Genomic DNA, 22,587 nt, shown 5'->3' on the forward strand with positions numbered 1-22,587 from the left:
CTACACCGCCACCCGACCGCGCGGTCGCGACCTCGCCGGGGGGTCGTCCCGGCGGCCCGGCGACCCGGAGGTCGCCGGGCCCGGGTCGGGGGTGGGTGACGCGTACGGGGCCATGACGCCGTCGTCGGCATGGTCCAGCCCGAGGACATGTCCGAGCTCGTGGATGAGGGCGGCGACGAGGTCGAACCGCGCCCAGCCCCAGCCCGCGGCGTCCGCGTCGACGGTGATGGCGGTGCCATCCACGCGGGCCAGCACGGCGCCATCGAGGTGGGCGATGGCAAAGGTCACGGTGGCCAGCGTGTCGGCCGGCGCGCCGAGGTCGAGCCAGTACCGCGTGGCCGCAGCTGCGGCGTCCGCGAGTTGGGTGGCGGAGAGCGTCGTCGCCGAGGTGTCCGGGCCGACTTCCGACGCCTGCAGCAGGGCTCCCGCAGGCGCCAGGGCGGCATCACTGGAGCGGACCTGCAGCGTCGAGAACGTGCCGGTGGCCGCGTGGGCGAGCAGCCCGAACGTGCCGTCCAGCACGCCCGCGTTGTAGCCATGGCTCAGGGCGTAGGCCCCGTCGACGGAGACCGCCACGGACGCCCCCGCCAGCGTGATCTGGATGGTGCGCGCCTGAGTCCCGGACAGGACCCACGGCACCCAGGCGTCGACCGTCCACCCTCGCCGCGGGTCGACGTGCCCCAGCAGGACGCGCTGAGCCACCACGTCGAGTGCGGCCAGCTTGAACTCGTTGGTCGAGTGGTAGTCGAACACGAGGCCGAAGGTGCCGGCGCCCTGGGCACGGGTGGTGACCTCGAGGTAGGAGGTGGAGGCCAACCGCACCCCCAGCTCCGCGACGACGACGGCCACTCCGTCTCCTGTCGGGGTTCCCGCATAGCCGGACGCCGTCGTGGCCCACACGCCGGCGACGGGTTCGGTCAGCGGGCCGTCGGAGGTGGCCAGATCGGTGGTGCGGTCGTAGGTGAGCTGCGGGGGCAGGACGCGGACGCTCACGTTGTCGTAGCGACCGCGGGCCTTGTTGGAGCCCATTCCGACCATGCCCTTGTTCAGCCCGACGGCCTGGCCGTCAAGAATGCGCGGGGCGAAGGTGTGGCTGAGCGCCATCGTCCCATCGACGCTCAGGGTGACTGCCGTGCCGTTCACCGCGAGGACGAGGGCGTAGTAGGTGCCGGGCTTGAAGGACTTGGGCGTCGCCTGCTTGTCGTAGACCCAGCCGGTGGCGTCCCTGTGCCCGATGACCAGCTTGTTGGTCGACACGTCGATGCCGGCGAACTTGAAGTCCAGCGGCGTGAAGTAGTCGAAGACCATGAAGGCGTTGGCCTTCCAGCCGGCGGTGGGCTTGTCGACGGAGATGGCTGCGACGAGCTCGTAGTAGATCGGCAGGTACTGGTCGACGTGGTAGACAGCCGCAGCGTCTCCTTCGAGGCTGGCGGCGGTGACGTACAGCGCCCCCTTGTTGATGGAGAAGCTGCCGGAGTCGACGTTGAACCCGTCGAGCGAGGTGGTGCTGCTGAAGCTGGACGATCGGAGGACGTCGCGCTTGCCGCCGGGGATCGTGCCGGGCTGCGGGTCTCGCGGTCCGCCGGTCTGGTCCTGCCACGCGTCGTCCTTCTGGAGGACGATGCCCAGCTCACCGAACGGCTCGGCCTGCCGGGCGGCGCTGGCGTCGTCCGGCCCGACCAGCGTCTGGTCGGCGCCCTGGGCCTTCGACAGCGCCAGCAGGAACTCGGGCAGCCCGGGCAGCAGCTGCCGCGACACCGCGTTGATGCCGAACGGCGAGAACGGAACGATGTAGGAGTTGAACTCGCCGACCCAGTCGATGAGGCGATCGCCACCGGTGTTGCCGATGAGCACGTCGAGCCCCGCGCCGCCGAAGGAGCGATCCTCGTAGGAGACGTTGGTGTCGCTGGTGTCGTTGAGGCCGTTCGGGTCCTCCGTCTTGGTCAGCACGTCGTCGCCGTTCAGCAGGTCGTTGCCCCAGCCGCCCCACAGGGTGTCGCGTCCGGTGCCGCCCGTGATCCAGTCGTTGCCGTGGTCGCCGAAGAGGGCGTCGTCGCCGTCGGTGGTCACGATGGGGGTCGTGGTGGTCTCGCGGCCCTCGGTGGCGTCGTGGTTGAGGAACCACGCCAGCCCGGTCCCGTCCTTGGACAGCGCCCCGGTCCCGGTCAGCAGGATCACGCGTCGAGGGTCGTACTCGTCGTACAGGGTGAACGAGCCGTGTACCGGGTCGAAGCCGAGCAGCGTGCCGTCGTTGAACGGGCGGTTCCAGCCGGTCTCGCGGACGCCGCCGGCGTACGTCGGCGCGTGCGACGTGGCCAGGGCCTCGGCGCCGCTCACCGCGTCGTCGCCGGAGCCGCCGTGCAGGAAGTCGTCGTCCCAGCCGCCGAACAGGACGTCGTTGGCGAAGAGCGGCACGAACAGCGGGTTGCTGAGGGTGCCGTCGAGGGCGAACGGCGTCAGGTCGACGGCCTTGTGCAGCCGGCCCTGGGGGTAGAGCGTCGCGGTCTGGATCTTGCCCGGGGTCGCGATCGACTCCTCGTCGTTGGGTTCGTCGAGGCCGATGAGAACCTCGGTCATCCCGTTGCGGCTGGTGAGGATCCGCCCATCGTCGCCGAGGACGCCGTCGGTGCCCGTCCCGCCGGAGAGCCAGTCGTGGCCCCAGCCGCCGATGAGGTCGTCGTCGCCGGCGTCACCAAAGATGACGTCGTTGCCGCCGCCGGTGTAGACCGTGTCGTCGCCGGACTCGCCGTGCACCTCGTCACTGCCCCAGACGTCAACGGTGCCCTGGCCGGCGCCGGCGGCGTCCGACTGGGTGATGCCGGAGAACGCCGTCGGCGCGCTGTCCGGGCCGCCCGGGGTGTGGTCGAGCAGGACGACCGCGCGGACGAGCAGGCGGTTGGGTTCGCCCTCCTCGTAGGTGTCGTAGGTGAACGTGCGGTAGGCGGTGGCGCCCGTCGTGGAGTTGCTGACGGCGACGACGCGCAGGATGTCCCCGTTGTCGCCGACGATGGCGTCGGAGTCACGACCGTGGCCGAGAGTGTCGTCGTTGCGGCCGATGTCGGTGCCGGCGCCGCCGAAGATGACGTCGTTGACGTCGGGGCGCTCGGCCATGGTGTCGAGCGAGTACAGGCTCGAGCTGCCGCCGATGATGTCGTCGCGGCCCAGGTTGCCGAAGATGACGTCGGCGCCGCCGCCGCCCTCGATGTAGTCGTCCCCGTCGGAGTCGTCCTCGGCGGACGGGTCGAGGACCAGGTAGCCGTCTTCGTTGCGGGTCGCCGAGACGTCCTCGTCGATCGACCCATCACCTTGGATGGTGTCGTCGCCGAGCTGGCCGAAGATGAGGTCGTCGTGCGCGCCGCCGGCGAGCTGGTCGTCGCCGAAGACGTTGGACGCGCCCGTCTGGGTGTCCAGGTCGTGGTCGAGCAGGGTGATCCGGAAGTCGCTCCAGGCCGTCGCGCCCGCCGGGTCGAGCTGCCACGTGTCGTCCACGAGCGCCGCGCCGCCGTTGTCGACCGAAGTGTCGTAGAGCTGGGTGCCGGTCAGCGTCCGGAAGCGCGGGCTGGTGTGGTCCCCGAAGGACGCGGTCCGGTCGAGCGAGACGTTGTCGCCGAAGACCAGGTCACGTTCGGTGCCGCCGTCGACGAGGTCACCCGCGGCGCCGCCGACGAGCACGTCCTCGCCGGCCTCGCCGCGGATCGTGTCGGCGCCACCGATGGCGTCGTCCGTGACCGTCAGCTCGACGACCTGGAGGGCGTTCGCCCGCACGGCCCAGACCACGTACCCGTGGTCGCCGAGCACCAGGTCGGCGCCAGCCCCGGATCTGATGTCGTCGCCGGCCGCGCCGCCGAGCACCACGTCGACGCCGGCGCCGGTGGTGATCTTGTCGGCTCCGCCGATGGTCGCCTCGTGGGTCTCCAGGCGTCCGGACGCCATGGGCAGCGCACCCCAGTGCCGGACCTCGTCCGCCACCGCCGTGAACCGGCCGTTGTCGCCGAGCACGACGTTCCAGCCGTCGGAGGCGTCGATCTCGTCCCCGTCGTTGCCGCCGAAGACGACGTCGTCGCCGCGGCCGGTGGTGACGTCGTCCGCTCCGCCGTAGGCCAGATCCGTGGACCACACGCGATCGAGGTCCGCCGGGTCGCCGTCGAGCAGGACGTAGTCGAGGAAGCCGTGGTCGGCGATCACGAGGGCAGTTCCGTCCGGCGACCCGTTCTCGCCACGGTTGGTGGTGATGTCGTCGCCACCCGCGCCGCCGAGGACGATGTCCACGCCGCCGGTGCCAGTGGTGACGGTGTCGTCGCCACCCACGGTCGGGTCGAGCGTGATGACGAGACCGACCAGGCGTCCCGAGACGCCGTCGGTCTTGTCACCGAAGCCGCCGTTGCCGGACACCGCGACCGCCACGACCTCGAGCGCCGCAACCTGCGCCGGGGTGAGCGCGACGCCGCCGAGGCCGGCGACCGGCACGCTGCCCGGCGTGAACCACAGCACCCGGCCGCGGTCGGCGATGACGAGGTCGCCGCCGGTGCCGCCGTGCAGCGCGTCCGCGCCCTGGCCGCCCACCAGCACCAGCGGGTTCGTGGACGCCTCGCCGTGCACAACGTCGTCGTCGGACGCCCCGGCCAGCAGCAGCTCGAACGACTCCGTGTGGCGCCGGGTGACCTCGACGACGACCAGGCTCGGCAAGCCGTCGCGCTGGGTGCCAGCGTCGAAGGTGAGCACCGTCCCGCTGAGGGTCGCGGTCACCAGCGCGCCGTTCACCCAGACGCGGTGGCCTTCATAGCTCCGACCGCCCAGCAGGGCCGTGATGTCGTACGTCCGGGCACCGCTGGCGCGGTAGGCGTCCGAGGCCACGGTCTCGACGGTGACGACCGCCTGGTCGCCGGGCGCAAAGGAGTCGAACAGCGCCACCTGGTTCTTCCTCGTGCTCACCACGAACCGGCCGGCCGCCACGGGAGCTTCGTTGACCGTCACCGCGACGATGCGGTCGCCGGCCACGGGCTCGTCGCCCGGGGTGAGGTCCGTGCCCAGATCGAGCACGTTGTCGTTCGGGCCCTGGGTGTTGACCACGAGGAACCCGTCGTCGGCGGTCATGGTGACCGTCAGCTCGTCGTTCCCGAGCCCGGTGTTGAGCCACGTGGTCGTCAGGACGCCGGCGCGGTCGTGCGCGCCGTCCACCACGAAGGTGTCGTCACCCGAACCACTCCAGAGCCGGACGCCGTCGGCGAGCGTCCCGGACACCGGCGTGCGGTAGCTGATGCCGGCCGGCGCGAGGCCGACGACGAAGATGTCCGCGGCTGCCGACAGTGCACCGTCGCGGGCGATCGCGGCGGCCGCGTCGTCGGTGACCAGCACGGGAAGCGCCGCGGTGCCGTCGCCGGCCAGCGCGTCCTCGTCGCTGATCAGCAGGGTGTGCCGTCCGTCGCCGAGGTCGAGGTTGAGAGTGCCCTCGATCGCGTCGAGGTCGCCCGCGAGGAACTCGGGGGGCCCGAGCAGGCCGACGTCGGCCTGGGACGAGACGTACACCCGGTCGTTCCCGGCCCCGAAGGACACGTTGGTCACCGGCAGCGTCCCACGCACGTTGAGCACGTCGGCGCCCGCGCCCAGCTCGAGGTTGAGCGTCTCGAGGCCGTAGTAGTTGATGCCGTCGCGCCGCGTCCGGTCGGACGCCGGGGCAGCCGCGCCGAGGGCGTCGAGCCGGATCTCCACGAGGTTCTCCCGGTCGGACTCCAAGGTCGGGTCGTCCGGGTCGGCGTTGACCTCGCCGCGGAACCCGATGAGCAGGTCGGCACCGACCTCCCAGACGTAGACGCTGGCAGCGCAGCGGGTCGTGCCGCCGATGCCGCACGTCATCGAGACGCCCGGATCCGCGGTCGCGGTCTGCGGGAAGAGCAGCAGCTGGAGCGCGGCGCGGACGGCTTCGGCCGTCACGTCGAACGCGAACGCGACCGCGCCGACGCCGGTGACGACGCCGTTCACGACCTGCGACAGCACCACGGTGAACGTCCCGCTGGTGGGCCGGGTCACCGAGAACAGCTGATCCAGCGGCCGGCCCAGGGCGTCCAGATCCGCCCGCGGCGCCATGTCCAGACCGGTGAGCGTGGTCTGGGTGAGCCAACCGAGGTTGTCGTTGGAGTCTGCGAGGTCACGCAGCGTCGCCTCGTCATCCCCGACACCGCCGTCGAGCACGAGCAGTGCCGCCAGCAGGTCGAGCAGGTTGTCCTTGCCGACCACGAAGGTGTCGTCGTCGGGGCGTCCGAGCAGGGCCGTGGCCGAGGCCGGGCCGCCGATGATCCGCGTGTGACCCACGATCATGTGCACGGTGACCGAGTCGTTGCCGGGGCCGGCGTTGACGGTCGTCGTGCCGTGGTGGGTCGTCGCGACGGTGAAGGTGTCGTCGCCGTAGCCGAGCAGGACGGTGAGGTCCTCGAAGCCGCCGTAGGTGATCCCGCCGGGAACCGTCTGCCCGCCGAGGACGGCGTCGCCCGCCATGCCCAAGCCGGTGATCCGGGTCGCGGTGAGCGCGCCGGCGTCGTCGGCCGGGCTGTCCTCGTTGTGGACGACGAGGGTGTCGACCTGAGCCGACTCGATGGCACGCGCCGTGCTGGCGGTGACGTCGAGCGGGGTGCCCGAGGACTCCCCGACCAGCATGACGGGCAGGTAGCCGGTGAGGCTCAACTGGACCGACGGGAACGGGTTGTCGCCGCCGTCGAGGGTCAGCGGGCCCTGGATGGGCGTGAGGCGGCGGGCGGCGTCCGCGAACGCCTGCACGTCGCTGCCGTCGACGATCGAGTCGACCTTCGCGCGGATCGTCACGGTCTGCGGCGTGGCCCAGTTCGACGCGTTGAAGGTGAGCAGCAGGTCGCCGTTGGCCTCCAGCGTCTGGTCGGACGCCGCCACGAACTCCACCTGGACGAGGGTGCAGCCGGTCGGCTGCGCGCAGTTCGGCCCGTTGAGGTCGAGCGACGGCGTGGCCAGCGGCCGCAGGCGGATCATGACGATCTCGCCGGCCACCGGCGCCTGCGTCAGGCGCACGGTGTAGGTGTCCGTGGATCCGTACCCGCTCGTCGCGCCCTCGATGAGGCGGGTCGAGCCGCCGCTCTCGGTGACCACGACGCCGGTGGTGTCGGCATCCCAGACCCGCACGGCCACCGGGGCGACCCACAGGCCCACCACGCCGGCGAAGAACACGTCGTCGCCGACATCGACCGTGGCCCACGTCTCGGTGAGGGTCACCGTGTTCCCGACGTTCGAGGCCACGGTGCGGTAGTGCGCGCCGCCGGTCGCCCCGACGATCCGGATGAGGGCCCCGGCCAGGGCGCCGTCGGCGGGCAGGCCGACCCCGCTGAGGGTCAGCACGGTGGGCTCGCCCGGGTCGCCACTCACGGCGTCCACGTTCCAGGCCAGGCCGGCGACGGCCGCGGGGGCCGCGTAGCCGCTGATCACGAAGGTGCTGGTGGCGTCCGGGAGCACGTCGAAGTCGACCTCGACGGTGATGACGTCCGCGGTGTTCGTCCAGATGGTCCGCACCTGACCCGCGCCGGTGCCGCCGGTGATGCGGACGGTGTACCCGCGCAGCGCGCCGGGGGTGAAGTTCGCGTCGGTGACGACGAACTCGTCGGGCCGTCCGGTCGTGCCGGTGACGGTGCCGGTGAGGGCGTCCGTGCTCGCGATGCTCGCCGTGACGCGCACGATGTGCTGACCCTCAATCGTGCCGTCGGCGACGGCGGACACGGTGACGACCTGCTCGGAGGCCCAGTTCGCAGCGCTGAACACCAGGTCGAGCACCTGCGCGGCAGACCCGCCGCCGGTCGCGAGCCGCAGGTCAGTGCCGACCTCCAGGCGGACGGTCACGTCGCCCAGCGGCGCCCGCGCGAGACGGACCCGGTACGTCGCGGCCTGCCCGCCGCCGCTGCCTGCTGTCGGTTCCACCACCACGAGCCCGCCGTCGGGCACCAGCACGACCACGCCGGCCGCCTCGTCGTCGACCACACGGGCGACGGTGTTCGCGACCGCCAGACCGCTGTACTCGCCGATCCCGCGGACCATCCAGGAGCTCGCCGCGGTGGGCAGCGTGACCCACGGGGTGTCGATCGTGAGGGTGTCGCCGGACAGCCCCGTGATGATCCGGCTCTGCCCTGCGCCGGCGCCCGCCGTGATGACCAGCTCGCGCCCGACGAGGGCCACGGAGCTCAGCGCGCCCGCGGGGACGGTGAGGGTGTTGCCCGTCGCGGACGCCACGGTGCCGCTGCGGCGTCCGACGACCATCGTCTGGACGACGACCAGCTTCTCGCCCTCGGTGGCGTTGTCGAAGGACGCCCGCACCTCGAGGGTGACCCAGCCCGTGCTGCCGGCTGGGATCACCACGGTCGCGGAGGTGTTCCACGCGCCACCGGGCACCCGCAGCTGCACGAACCGCGCCCGCACGGAGGAGGTCGGGTCGATCGCCGGCGCGGCGAGGGTGACCTCGACGTCCGTGGTCGGCACGAAGGTGGGGCGCACGCGGATGGTGCCGGACGCGACGCCGGAGCCCTCGTCGAGGACGAGCGACCCGCCGACGATCTCGACCGCCAGGGCGGCCTCCTCGTCGTCGAGGATCTCCGCGGCGATGCCGTCCACCGGGATGCCGGCCCACAGGCTGCTTGCGGTGGCGCTCTCCACGGAGTGCCGCACCAGCCCGGTGTGGCCGAGCAGGTCGTCGGCCTGCACGGCGGGCGCCTGCCCGGCGACCTCCATGCGGTCGCTGCCCAGCCCACCGAAGACGCTGGTGATCACCTGGTCGTTGGTCGAGACGATGAAGAAGGTGTCGTCGCCCTCCATCCCGTACAGCTCGAGCCGCTCGACGTTGGTGTACGTCACGTAGCGGCCGGCGCCGTAGATGCCGACGGCGGTGACCACGAAGGTGTCGCCGATCTCGGTGCCGATGACGACGATGAGGTCGGAGCCGTCGCCGCCGTCGATCGCGACGGGCGCGTTGGCGGCGTACGCGACGTAGTCGTGCCCGGCGCCGGAGTCGACGGCCGTGATCTCCGACTCGGACACGAACGTGCGGATGACGAAGGTGTCGTCGCCGGCGTCGCCGTTGAGCTGCAGGGCCGCCTTGTTGCGGAACACCTCGAACGTGTCGTCGCCGGTTCCGCCGTTGATCGTGGCCGGGAACGAGACGCCGTTGGTGAGCTTGCCGCGGCTGGAGCTGAAGAACTCGGCGGGCGGGATCGCGAACGGGCTGTAGGCGGCGGAGGAGCTGGCCGCGTAGTTGGTGTACAGCTGTCCGATGCGGAAGGTGTCGTTGCCGCTGCCGCCGTTGATCGTCATCATCGTCGCGGTGTCGTCGAGGGCGACGGTGTCGTCGCCGTCGTTGGCGTTGAGGATGACCTGGCCGTTGATGCCGTCGGTGTAGGTGACCAGCTCGGCCGCGGTGAACGGGCCCGTCCCACCCTGCCGCGAGAGCAGAGCGATGAGCCGCGACCGCAGCAGGAACGTGTCGTCGGACGCCGGCCCGTTGATGACGAGCACGTTGGTGCCGCCGTCGTAGCCGGTGTCGAGGACGTCGATGCGCGAGGTTCCCTTGCCAAACAGCCCGACGATGGCGTAGTCGGAGCCCTTGCCCCCGTCGAGGGTGAGCCGCTGGCCGTCCATCGGGTTGGGCGCGGTCACGGCGTCCGGTACCGCGTTGACGACCAGCCAGTCGGCGCCGTCCTGCCCGTTGACCCGCGTGGTGCCGCCGATCGCCTCGAGGAAGGCGCGGTCGGCGCCGGCGCCGAGGTCGATCGTGGTCGTGCCGATCAGGGTGTCGTCGACGTTCAGCGTGTCGTCTCCCGAGCCGAGGGCGAGGTTGAGCACCTCGAAGCCGGCGTACTCGATGCGACCGTCCGTCATCGCCGCGAAGCCGGTGGTGACCGCAGCGCCGCCGGGCTCGCCGGTCAACGGGTGCACGAGGGACGCCGTCAGCGCGGTCACCGCGTGGGCCCAGCCAGCCGCCCCCGCGAGCGCGCCGGTGAAGGCGATCGTCCAGCTGCCGCCGGCGGCGGTGACGACGAGGTCGGTCAGGGTGACGATCGGCAGGGCCGCGATGGCCGCGCGCACCTCGGCGGCCGTGGCGTCGAAGTCGAGCTCGGCGGTGGTGCCGAGGCCGGCGAACGTGAGGGTGAAGCGGCCGTCGAAGGCGTTGCGGACGGTGACGACCTGGACGAGGTCGCCGCGCGGGGCCGAGCCGCCCAGCGTCGTGCCGAGGCCCGAGATCGAGTCGTCGGTGACGACGCCGATGACGTCTCCGGTGGTCAGGGTGTCGTCGACGTACAGCGTGTCGCCGGTGCCGCCGGTGTCGCCGGCGCCGGTCAGGGTGAGCAGTGCGGCGATGCCGGTCAGGACGCCGCCGGTGCCGGTCAGCGTCGAGCTGACGCGCACGGTGTCGTTGTCACTGCCGGTGTCGACCGCCAGCGGGCCGCTGATCGTGCGGACGATGACCGTGTCGTCGCCCGCGTTCGTGGCCAGCGTCGTGGGCCGGAAGGCGCCCGCGTGCGTGCTGTGCACCGTGAACGTGTCGCCGCCGGTGCCGAGGGCGAGGGCGAGGGATTCGAAGAGCGTGTAGGTGATGCCGCCGGTGGCCAGGTTGAGCCCGATGATCGTGGTCGCGGTCAGCTCGCCCGCGTCGGTACCGGTGTCCCCGGTGCCGTCCGCGGTGTCGTCGACGGTGAGCCGGTCGACGCCGGTCTGGCCGCCCGCCGAGTCGCCGCCCTCGACGGTCAGGGCCGCGTCGATGTCGTCGAGGACACCGCCTGTGTTCGGCCAGGCGTCGCCGGTCGCACCGGCGCCGGCCTGGGTGCCGACCGCGAGGTCGTCGTCGCCGTCACCGAGCCAGACTGTGTGCGGCACGAGGATGCGCCGGACGCCGACCCGGTCGCCGCCGGCCAGCGTGCGGATCTCGACGGTGTCGAGCCCGGTGTGGTCGATCGCCACGAGGTCGGTGGCGACGCCCACGGCGACCTGGCGCACGACGCCGCGCCCGGACGCCACATCGACGAGCAGGTCATCGCGCAGGGACGTGCCCCATACCTCGAGCCGGTCGGCGGTGCCGTCGCTGTCGGTCACGTGCACCCGGGCGCCGGACGCCGCGCGCAGCTCCACGCGCACCACGTCGGAGCCACCCAGCGGGGCGAGGGTGACGTCGCCGGTCCAGGCCTGGGCCTCGCGCACGTCGCCGGCCCCGATCGTGACGTGGCCGTCGGCGTCCCCGACGAGGAAGATCTGCGCGACGCCGGACCCGACGTCGGACAGCTGGGCGAACTCGAAGATGCCGAGCAGGTCCTCCACCGTGGCGCCCGCGGCGAAGTTCGTGGCTCCGGTGACCGTGCCGACGATGAAGAGGTTGTCGTAGAGCCCCAGGTCGAACGCGAACGCCTCGACGAGGGTGTCGATGCCGCCGCCGTCGGCGAACGTGTCGCGGCCGAACCCGCCGGTGATCGTGTCGTCGTTCTCCCCGCCGTCGAGCACGTCGGCGAACGGCGTGCCCCGGAGTGTGTCGTTGCCCGCCTGGCCGCGCAGGACGAGCGCGATGCGGTCGGACGCCGCCACCCCGACCGAGCCGAGACCGGACGCGTCCAGGGTGTCGTCGCCGCCGCCGGCGGCCACGGTCAGGGTGTCACCCTGCGCGCGGACCTGGTTGCCCACCCACACGGTGTAGGCGCCCGCGCGGGCCACCTGCACCTCGTTGGCCGGGCGTCCGGTGCGGCTCACGTAGGTGAGGGTGTAGACGTCCGCGACGCCGGAGCCGTGGACGGTGACGGCGTCTGCCGAGCCGGAGCCGAGGTCGAGGGTGACCTCGCTGACTCCCGCCGCAGCCTCGAGGTTGGCGACCACGAGGGTGTCGGCGCCGGTGCCGGCGTTGACGAGCAGGCGCTCCAGCTCGGTGGTCGGCCGGTTGGTGCCGTTGAGGAGCAGGTGCAGGGCGTCCTGCGTGGTGGCGCCGTCATTGCCGACGTCGACCGAGCTGATCGTGAGGGTGTCGGCACCGCCGGAGAGGGTCAGGGTGAGCAGGTCGGCGTTGCCGGCGCCGCCGTTGATGGTCGGCACGCGGGCGTCGGTGAGGGTGACGAAGATGCCGTCGTCGCCGCCGTCGCCGTTGTAGCTGCCCGCCAGGCCCTCGAGCTGGTCGTTGTCGGCGCCGCCGTTGAGCACGTCGGTGGCCGAGCCGCCGACGAGGACGTCGGTGCCCGCGTCGCCGTTGAGGGTCGCGGTGCCGGGGCCGGCGTGCTCGAGGAAGTCGCGGTCCGCGCCGCCGTGGAGGGTGACGTTGCCGGCGCCGGTCGCACTGAGCACGTCGTTGCCCGCGTCGCCGTACAGGACGGCCGAGCCGGGGAACGTCGCCGTGTTGACCGCTCCGGAGTACGTGAGCACGTCGTTGCCCGTGCCGCCGCGCAGCGTGACCGGCACGGTCACACCGGACGCGACGGTGACGATGTCGTTGCCGTCGAAGAGATCGCCCGTGATCGAGGTCACGTGCTCGTAGGTGTTGCTGCGGCCGAACGCCGACACCTTGATCGTGGCGCCCTGGGGGCCTGTGCCGAGCTGTTCGATGAGGATGTTCTCGTGGATGTCCGTCGGGCCGTTGCCGATGTTGCGCGCCGTCCGGTTGGCCTGCGTGCCGGCGTTGAGGTGGAGCACACGGTCGGCGTCCGTCCAGGTGCGGGAGCCGTAGGCGTTGCCCGCCATGTACGTCGGCGGCGGGAACTGGAGGTAGCCGATGGTGAACGTCGCGGTCTCGTCGATCTCGAACAGCCACAGGTCGACGACGATCCGGACACGCAGTGTGATCGGCACCCGGCCGTCCGACCCCATGGTCGCGGTGTCGAACGTGAACGCGAACGAGATGCCGAGGCCGACCAGGGTGACGCCGAACGCGCGCACCTTGACGCTCGCCGACCCGCTCAGGCTGAACAGGTAGGTGTCGTCGGCGCGGTGCAGCGAGGTGACGCGGATCGAGAAGTCGCCGCGGATGCCGAAGCTGTCCGAGCCGATCTGCATGTAGCCGGCCAGGGCGATGTCGAAGTCGCCGCGGCTGTTGAGGAAGATCGAGCCACTGAGCTCGGCCAGGCCGAAGAAGTCGACGCCCGCGTACGCCTGGAAGTACCAACCGCCGGCGACCGCGCCGGAGGTGGGCGAGGTCTGCCCGACGACCACCCGCAGGCCGGCGTCCAGGTTGAGCACCTTGAGGATCGACACGGTTCCGGTCAGGTCGAGCAGGAACGTGTTGCCCGTGATGCCGAGCGTGGTCGCGTTGCGCGTGTTGAGCTGCAGGGTGCCGGACGCCTCGATGGAGAACACCAGCGCGTCGGCGGACGCCGAGATCGCCAGCCGCAGGGCGAAGCCGGGGTCAGTACCGCCGTAGACGGCCGCCCCGCCGTCGGCGCGGAACGTCAGGCCGCCGAGGTTGAACGCCAGCCCGAACTCCAACTGGAAGCCGTCGGGAGCCGTCCGGATCTCGAGGAACCCGCTGCCGGAGGCGAACCCGAGGAACTCGATCGACCCCTCGATGCGGAGCAGGAAGCCGGGGTCGACCGGGCTGGTGCCGAGGGTCTGGACGCGGCCGGTCGTGTTGATCGCCATGATCGCGGACGCGCTCAGGCCCAGGCCGATGCCGCTGCCGAAGCCGTCCGCAGCGACCGACAGGTCGAGCTCGAAGCGGGCCACAAGGCCCTCGGCGTTGATCCGGAAACCGCTGTCGATGAGGCTGATGGTGCCGATCGGGGCCAGCGAGATGCTGCCGTTCACGACCAGCTCGATTCCCGGGTTGGCCCCGGCCAGCGACAGGCTGAACAGGACGTGCCCGTTGGTCTCCAGCGTCTCGGCGATGACGAGCTGGCCACCCATCTCGAGGCGGAACCCGCCGGTGACCGAGATCGTCTGCTCGGTGACGACGAGGTTGCCCGCCGCGTCGCGCCGGAACCCGCCGAAGACCGGGCTGCCGTGGATCGTCTGGGTGTTGATCGCGAAGGTCTGGATCGTCTGCGCGCTGGCGAACGTGTTGATCTCGAGCAGGAACTGTCCGTTCAGCCGGACGCCGGGGATCGAGTTCGAGCCCAGCGTGAGCTGGACGCGGCCCACGATGCCGGTCTTCGCGCCCACATAGACCGCCAGGTTGAGCACGCCGGTCAGCGACCCGAGGAACGGGATCGTCGTGCCGACCGCGCCGTCGACCTGGAAGTACGCCGTGCCGGTCGGGTCGATCGCCGCGGTGATGCCGATGAACCCGTTCAGGGTCAGGACGCCGCCGATGGTGAGCTGCGCCTGGATGGTGGCCTTGACGTAGATCTCTCCGCCCGCGGGCGCATTGGCGCGCGGCCGGCCGTCCAGACCAGGGGCAGCCTTGTAGATGACGATCTCGGTCGGTTCACCGGGGTGCAGGAGCGGCAGGAAGGCGTCCGGGATCTTGAACGTCTTGTCCCGCAGGGTGGTGTTGAACATCACGGTGACCGAGCCTGTGGCGCTGAACAGCGTGCCGACGTCGGGCAGGCCGATGCCGCCGCCGGAGGAGACCTTGAAGCTGCCCGCGACGCCCACGTCGCCGCCCGCGATGTCGGCGGAGATGAGCAGGACGCCGGTGGCAGCGCCGTACACCAGGCGCGCGTTGCCGCTGCCGAAGGACAGCTCGCCGGTCAGGTACATCTGCAGAGCCGGCGTCGGGACGGCCTGGATGTTGAGGAAGAAGCCGCCCTGGATCCGCATGAGCTCAACCGTGGTGCCGGGCGCGGAGACGATGGCCTGCCCGACGAGCTCGAGCCCGAAGCTGTACGGGTTGAGGACGAACGTGCGGGTCAGGTCGGTGCCGCCCTCGCCGAGGCCACGCAGGGTCAGGGTCTCGGTCTTGGTCTGGCCGGTGAGGTTCACCTGCAGGGTGCCCTTGGCGAACATCGACAGCCCGTACGGCTCAAGGGCCGAGAAGTTGGTCTCCAGGCTCGCGACGCCCCAGAACTGCGGCACCGACGACAGCCCATCGCCCATGTCGAGCACGAACCGGCCCGCGGTGGCACCCACGGTGCCGAGCTTGTAGATCGACAGCTGGCCGGCGAACGTGAGGATGAACGTCTTGCGGGCCAGGTCGATCTCGAGGATGACCTCGGCCCGGAGGTCGAGCAGCGGCTCGTCGACCAGGCCGGCGGCCTGGAGCAGGATGCCGCCGGACAGCTCGATGAAGAACGAGGTGCCCTGGGTGATGAGCCGGAAGCTGCCCGTGCCGGGCGCCGCCGCGTTGCCCTGGCTGTCGGTCCAGGACCCGGCGCGGAAGGTGGCGGTGACCGTGCCGGCGACGAGCGCGCCGGTGAAGAGGTAGCGGAACGTGGTGGCGTCCACCTGCATGACGGTCACGAACGCCAGGCCCTCGGCGCCGGCGCCCGCGAGCGTGAACTCGCCGTCGGTGGCGAACGCTCCGGTGAGGATGCTGGCCGCGTTGACCGTGGCGCCTGCGACCGGGGTGAACCGCACGTCGATCCACGTGTTCGCGGACGCGACGCTGCCGGCCAGCGTCACCGTACCGGCGGGCGCGCCGACGACGGTGGGCCGGGCGAACGGGCCGACGGTGGTGGGTGTCGAGGCCACGTGCGTGGTGGCGTCCCAGGCGACGTCGGAGGCGTTGGTCCAACTGCCGGAGACGAAGGCGATGGTGACGTCGGTGCCATCGTAGCCGGTGAAGAAGTAGCGGTACGTGCTGCCGCCGACCTGGACTGGTGCGCCGACGAGGGTGATGGTCGAGCCGGCCTTGGTGACGGTGATCTCGGCGCCCGGGTCGGTGATGCTGGAGGGCTTCACCGCGCTGCCGCCGAAGTCGAGGAACGTCACGTCGATGGCCCGGGCGTTCCACGGGATGCCGCCGGTGTTCGACCAGCTGCCGTCGACGAAGCCGACCACGAGGTCGCCGCCGCGGTGCCCGGTGAAGAAGAAGCGGTAGGTGGTGCCGGTGACGAGCAGCGCCGCGCCGTCGACGGAGAGCTCCGTGTCGCCCTCGGTGAGGGTGATCTCGACGTCGGCGTCCGTGATCGTGCCCGGGTCGACGGCGTTGCCGGCGAAGTCGGGGAACGTGATGTCGACGTAGCCGCGGCCATTGAAGTCGCCGGCGTCGATGACCTGGCCGTTGACCGGGTCGTCCAGCGCCGCGGTCGGCACGGCGAGCGTGAAGCGCTCGGTCTCGGCCTGGTTGGGCTGCCCGCCGGTGTCGGCGAACCGGCCGGCCAGGAAGGTCACCGTGTGCTCGCCGACCGCGAGGGTGGCGGTGAACGCGTAGCGGTAGGTGTCGCTGAGTCCGACGCGGATCGGCGCGGCCAGCGCGATGAGCGTGCCCGCGGCGTCGCGGAACTCGATCTCGTCGCCGTCGATGGTCGCGTGGTCGACCGCGAAGCCGGACGAGGGACGGAAGCGGATCTCGAGGTAGGACAGGGAGTTGAGCAGGTCGCGGCCCAGCGCCGAGCCCGCGACACCGACGACGGTCTCGGGGGTGCCGGTGGCCGTGTCTGCCGGGATGGTGCGGACGACGTCCGCGGTGGCGCCCGCGACGAAGAAGGTGCGGGTGATCTCGGCGTCCGCCGGCGGGGCACGCCCGGAGGCGTCACCGAAGTTGGCCAGCTGCACCCGCACATCCACCTGACCGGGTCGGAACGAGCCGGCGAGCAGGAACCGGTACGTCGTGCCGCGCAGGAAGACCGCGGTGCCGGTGAGCGTCACGGTGGACCCACCGAAGCCCCCGACGAGGATCTCGTCGCCCAAGGTGGTCCCGAAGGCGAGCGCGCCCACGGACGCCCGGAACGTCACGTCGAGGTAGGTGGTCGGGCTCCCCGTGACGGCCGCGGGCGTGACCGCCGCGACGGTGCCGGTGTACTTCGCGTCGTCGGTGCTGGTCCAGCTGGTGCTCCCGGACGCCAGGTTCGGTGTGAAGGTCGCGGAGCCCGTCCCGGGGGTCACGACGACCGGGATGACCCACTTGCCCGCGTCGGTGTCGAAGGTCGGCGTCCGGTTCGGGTCGAGGGTGACCACCCAGCCGTTGCCCACGTACAGCTGGACGCCCGGCGCGCCGGCGCTCGTGTCCTGGTCGACGAACTCGGGCAGCAGGTCGGCGACGGAGTCGGGGTCGAGGACGCCGTCGGCGGGGGCGCCGTTGGCGCCGGGGACGGGGAAGGTGACGAGGATCGTGCCCGGTGCGGTGCCGGCGGGGATCGTCACGGATCCCAGCGCGCCGCTGGCCGTGCTCACGAACGACCAACTGCGCACGATCGCGGTGACCGTGACGGTGCCGGACGCCGCGAACGCACCCGTGGTCCAGAACCGGAACCGCTGGACGCCGGTGCCGCCGGTGGTCAGCTGGATCGGCGCCTGCGTCGCGTCGAGGGCGACCGTGCCGAGCCCGATGCCGCCCAGGACGACCTCGGGCGCGAGGTCGAGCACGGAGTCGACGTCGAGGGTGTAGCCGGCCGGGATGGTGAAGTCGACGTCGATCCAGGTCAGCCACGGCCGGTTGTTGATGAGGTTCACGTCGACGACCGCGCCGGGGGTCGGGTCGCTGATCGTCGCCGTCGCCCCGGTGACGAGGAACGACACGTCGTCAGGCTGGTTGTCGGCGCCCACGACGGTCGCGCCCGCCGCGGTGGTGGTGTCGGCGTTGGCGAACGCGCCGGCGGCGAAGGACAGGGTGACCGTGCCGAGCGGCAGTTCGTCGGTGCCGATGGCGTAGCGGAACCGCGTGGTGCCCGTCCGGGCCACGGCGAGCTGCATGAGGTCGGTGCCGGCGTCCAGTTCCTCGGTGGTGGAGTCGGCGACGGTGACGGTGACCGCGGTGGCGGGGTCGTCCTCGTCCGTGCGGTAGGTGTAGGTCACCTTGCCGGCGGCGAGCACCAGCGTCGCGAACCGGACGCCGTCGTCCAGGGTGACCGTCACGACGGGCACCGGCGTGCCGGACGCCACCGCGCGCGTGGTCCCGTTGACCGTGAGCGTGAACTCCTGTTCGGGGTCCAGGATCGAGGCGAGGTCGATGCTCGCCCCGGACGGCGCGGTGAAGACCACGTCGACGTACTTGGTGGACCCGGGGGCGCCGTTGGCCACGACGGCGTCCACGCTGCCGCCACCGGGGGCGGGGGTGACGGTGTCGACCGTGGGCGCGGTGCCGGTGGCGACGGGGTCGGGCAGCCCGACGACGTCGAACGTGACCTCCTCGCCGCTGGAGTTGCGGAAGCCCATCTTCAGCTTGCCGTAGAGGGTCAGCAGGCGGACCTGGTCGGGGATGTCGGCGAGGAACAGCACGACGACGTCGCCCGTCGCGACCCGGGACAGGTCGGCGTAGAGGCGTCCGCTGAGGGAGATGTTGTCGGCGGCGAAGTTGAGCTTGCCGATGACGAGCAGCTTGCCGTCGGTGGAGATCTTGACGGTCACCTGCCCGTTGAACACCTGCTGCGAGGTGTAGATCGAGTAGATCTTGGCCGACCCGGTGATGACCATCGGCGAGGTGAAGGCGGCGAAGAAGCCGTCGCGGGCCGGGTTGGCCGCGATCGCCTTGGCCTGCGCCGCGACCTGGTTCTGCAGCGAGGTCAGCCACTGGTCGGCTGTCACGTTGGTCGGCAGGGCGAAGTCGGGGCCGCGCAGCGCGAACGGGTCCTCGATCGAGGGCAGCGTCTTGAAGAACTCGACGCCGGCCGCGAAGTCGTTGATCGTGAGGCCCGAGTTCGGCTCGAGCAGGATGCCGCCCGGGATCTCGACGTTGAGGAACACCTGAAGCGGGCCGAGCTCACTCAGGCCGATGCGGATCGTGAACCCGGCCATGCCGGCGATCGAGAAGCCGCCCTGGATGCCGAGGTAGAACACGCGCTTGAACACCGGGGTGGTGGCGTCGAGCGGCCCGATGATCGCGTAGTTGGCGTCGAGCTTGAGGATGCCGCCGAGCAGGCCGGCGTCCAGCTCGCCACCGAACATGCTGCCCTTGACGCTGACCGCGATCGAATCCAGCGCGATGATCGGGAACTTGCCCTGGGCGAGCAGCGACGGCTGGATCTTGATGCCCTGGATCGAGCCGCTGAAGGTCAGCCCGGAGATCCCCTTGAGCTCGGTGACGCTCGCGGACAGGGTCAGGACGAAGTCCTCCGGCGCGTTCTCGATGTCGGCCCACTGGACGCCGATGGCGTCGATGCGCACGGGCAGGAACGACGGCCACTGGAACGAGTCGCCGGTGGCGGAGCCGACCGACAGGAACACGCCGAACCCGGTCTTGGCCTTGAAGTCCCCCTCGCCGGTGAAGGCGAAGTTGCGACCCTCACCCGCCAGGCTGAGGCTGCCGATGTTCACCCGGGCCGCGACGGAGCCGAAGGAGACCATCTCGTTCGAGGTGCCCGCCGCCCCGGTGTCGAGCTGGAAGTTGACCGTCGAGAGCGTCACGAACGTGCCGAGCTTGATCTCAAGGGTGTCGACCGTCAGCTGGAGGGCGTCCACGACGCCGGACTCGAAGGTGAGGGCGATGCGGAACGCCTCGTCGTCGGGGGTGCCGTCGGGGCGCTTGTCGTCGGCGGTCTTGCGGTCGGACAGCGTGGCGCCGAACGGCTTGCCGGGGAAGAGCCTGGCTCCGCCCGTGGCGATGTAGAGCTGGCCGGTGAAGTTCGCGAACGGGTTGCCGCCGTCGAAGGCGACGGTCAGGCCCGAGATGCCGACACGGATGTCGTCGAGCTCGAGGATGCCGCCGAAGGTGATCTTGGCGTCCTGGGCCGTCGGGGTGACGGTGTTGCTCGTGGGGACCGCCTGGCCGTTGGTCATGGGCAGGCCGTAGGCGAGCTCGGCGGTGCCGAGGCTGAACCCGTTGCCGCGGACGACCAGGCCGGGAATGGTCGCGGCCGGCAGCTCGTCGTCGTTGGTGAGCGGTTGGTTCAGGTTGTTCGTCGCGATGTTCGACCTCAGGTTCGGGTCGTAGGGGAACAGCCGGCCGGTGATGCCGAAGCGCGGCAGGGTGATCTCGGCGGTGTTGATGCGCACGAGTTCCTGGTCGTCCTCGCCGTTGGGGTCGTAGGAGACCACGACGCCGGTTGCGCGCAGCTCGGCGACGTTGGGGATGATCGCCTCGAGCGCCGCGACCCGCAAGCCCCACTTGCCGGTCGGCTCGACGCGGAAGTTGCCGCTCAACAGGCCGAACACGTCGACGGCGAGGTCGAAGGTGCCGATGACGCCGATGAGGTCGACGGTGACGCCGCTGCTCTGTTGCTGGGTGGTCGGGCCGGTCGTGGTCGTGGTCGCGTTCCCGCCGAAGGCCAGGCTGGCCCGGTCGACCCCGATCGCGATCGTGAGCACGACCATGCCGTCGGCGAACCCGAAGTCGGCCAGCCCGACGCTGGGGCCCTGCAGGGTCAGGGGTCCGAGCTGGATGGGGCCACCCTCGGTGGCGGCGCCGGGCGCCGAGGCGTCGATGGTGAAGGACGCGGTCTGGCCGGACTGGTTGGGCGCCGAGTCGGCGGCCGTCCCGCTGCGCACCAGCGCGGGGTCGAAGGCCAGCTGGATGGCGCCGGGCTGGAAGAGTCCGGTCGTGTTGGACGTGTTGGCGTCCTTGAAGTAGTACCGGTAGGTGACGGTGGTGGCGTTGTCGGCGCGCCCGGAGATGAGTTGGACGCCGGCGACCAGCGGCCGGAAGGAGGCGTCGCGCGCGAGGTCGGCCACGCCGGTGCCGGTGAGCGTGAACGGGGCCACCGCGAGCGCGGTCGACGGCTTGATGATGGGCTCGGGGGCCATCCCGTCGGCCGGCGGCAGGCTGGTGAACGTCACGTCGAGGTAGCGCTGCGCGTTGATCTGGGCGGCCGTGATCGTGCCGCCGTTGCTGGGGCTCGCCAGGGTGACGACCGGGCCCGGCTTGGTGACGAGCCGGCTGGGGTTGTCCGGGTCGGCGTAGTTGGCGAAGATGACGAACGTCTCGTCCTCGCCCATGGTCATCGCGCCGGAGGTGTCGCTGAAGGCCCCGTTGCGGAACCGGACGGTGACCAGCCCGGGGGCCAGGTTGCCGGTGTAGGTGTAGCGCCACACGCCCGGCCGGCCCGCCTCGGCGACCGGCACGGCCGTCGGGACACCGTTGACCGTCACGCCGGCGGCGGAGGCACCGTTGACGAGCAGGTCGAACTCGGGGTCGAGGTCGGTGATGGTCTCGTTGCGCAGGCCGACGCCGTTGGTGTCGTTGAACAGCACCGTGATCGAGCCGGTCAGCTCGCCCGCGGTGAGCACCGCGTTCTTGAGCGGCCGGTACTCGGACGTGGCGCTGTCCAGGTAGAGGTGCAGGTCGGCGGTCGGGAAGAGCGTCGGGGTGGTCCCGGTCGCCAGGGCCGGGTCGTTCTGCTTGGGGAACAGCTTGAACGCGTCCACCTTGAAGTTGTTCAACCGGAAACCCGTGACCGGGGAGATCGTGAACGAACCGAAGCCGGACAGGCGCGCGATGTCGGTGTCGCTGATCGAGATGAGCAGGCCGGCGTGGGTGAGCACGATGTCGAGGCTGCCGTCCGGACTGCGGGTGAGGCCCAGGGTGCCGGTGAGCTCGAAGATGCCGTCGACCGCGAAGCGGGCGTTGGTGGCCTGGAACGAGTAACGGCCGGGGAGGAGCGAGTGCCCGCCCACCATCGTGGGGAGGGGGCCCGCCGACGTGTTCACTTCGAAGGTGACGGCGCCGCTGACGGTGAGCCCGTCGAGGCCGAGCAGGGCGAGTTGGCCCGTCACCCGGAGAGCGAATCCGTCGGAGAGGTTCTGGAACGCCATCGAGGCATTGGAGATCAGGACGCCGATGGCGGCCGGGTTGGCGACGCCGTCGATCTTCGAGGGTCCCTTGCCGATGAAGATCTCCAGGCCGCTGCCGGAGAAGCTGCCCTCGCCCACGGCGAAGTTGCCGGCGCGGATCTCGAGGATGTTGCCGAAGTTGAAGTCGAGGTTCTGGACGATGAAGCGGAACTTCGGGCTGGCCGCGAGGTTGAGGACCAGGTTGGTGTCACCGACGTCGACGGTCTGGTTGACCATCACTCCCGTGGTGTTGATGGAGAAGCCGAGGCTGGCGCCGCCGAACGGCACGTTGACCCGCCCGGTGAGGATGCCAGCAATGCCGCCCGTGGTGGTACGGGTCGGGTTGGGGGTGGTCGTCGGGTCGGTGATGCTGTTCGGGGAGAAGATGATCAGCGCGCCGGACGCACTGGTGAGGCCGTTGCCGCCGTCCGCATTCCCATCGATGCCCTGACCACTGCTGACCGTGGCGTTCGCGAACGCGATCTTGGTCACCTTGGCCCCGACCGGACCGGAGCTTTCGAACGCGACGTCGGCGTGGATGGTGACGCCGCCGGCGCCCGGGTTCTCGGGGTCGGTGAGGATGACGACGTCGATGCCGGTGGCCGCGAGGCGGACGAACGGACCCTTGGGCAGGTCGAGCGTGCGCACGTTGCCCATCAGCGGGGCGCGGTTGCCGTTCGCGCCCCATGTGACGGTGTAGCCGCCGGTGACCGCGGCGACGGTGAGGGCGTGGCCGGTGAGCGCTTCGAGCGCGGTCTCCACCACCGACGCCTCCGCCCCGACCGCGAGCGCGTCGGAGATCTCGTCGTCCTCGATGCG

General features: G+C 71.1%; 1 protein-coding gene (cut by a window edge). It reads right to left on the reverse strand.

Annotated elements, in window-relative coordinates; translation table 11 throughout:
• Positions 1-22,587: the 3' portion of an FG-GAP-like repeat-containing protein gene (locus AC5YDV_RS09355; protein ID WP_496192472.1), read on the reverse strand. It continues 21,267 nt past the right edge of the window; 22,587 of the gene's 43,854 nt are visible here — the last part of the coding sequence; its start codon lies off the right edge, out of view; its stop codon occupies positions 1-3.

Source organism: Propioniciclava sp. LT432 (assembly GCF_059515965.1).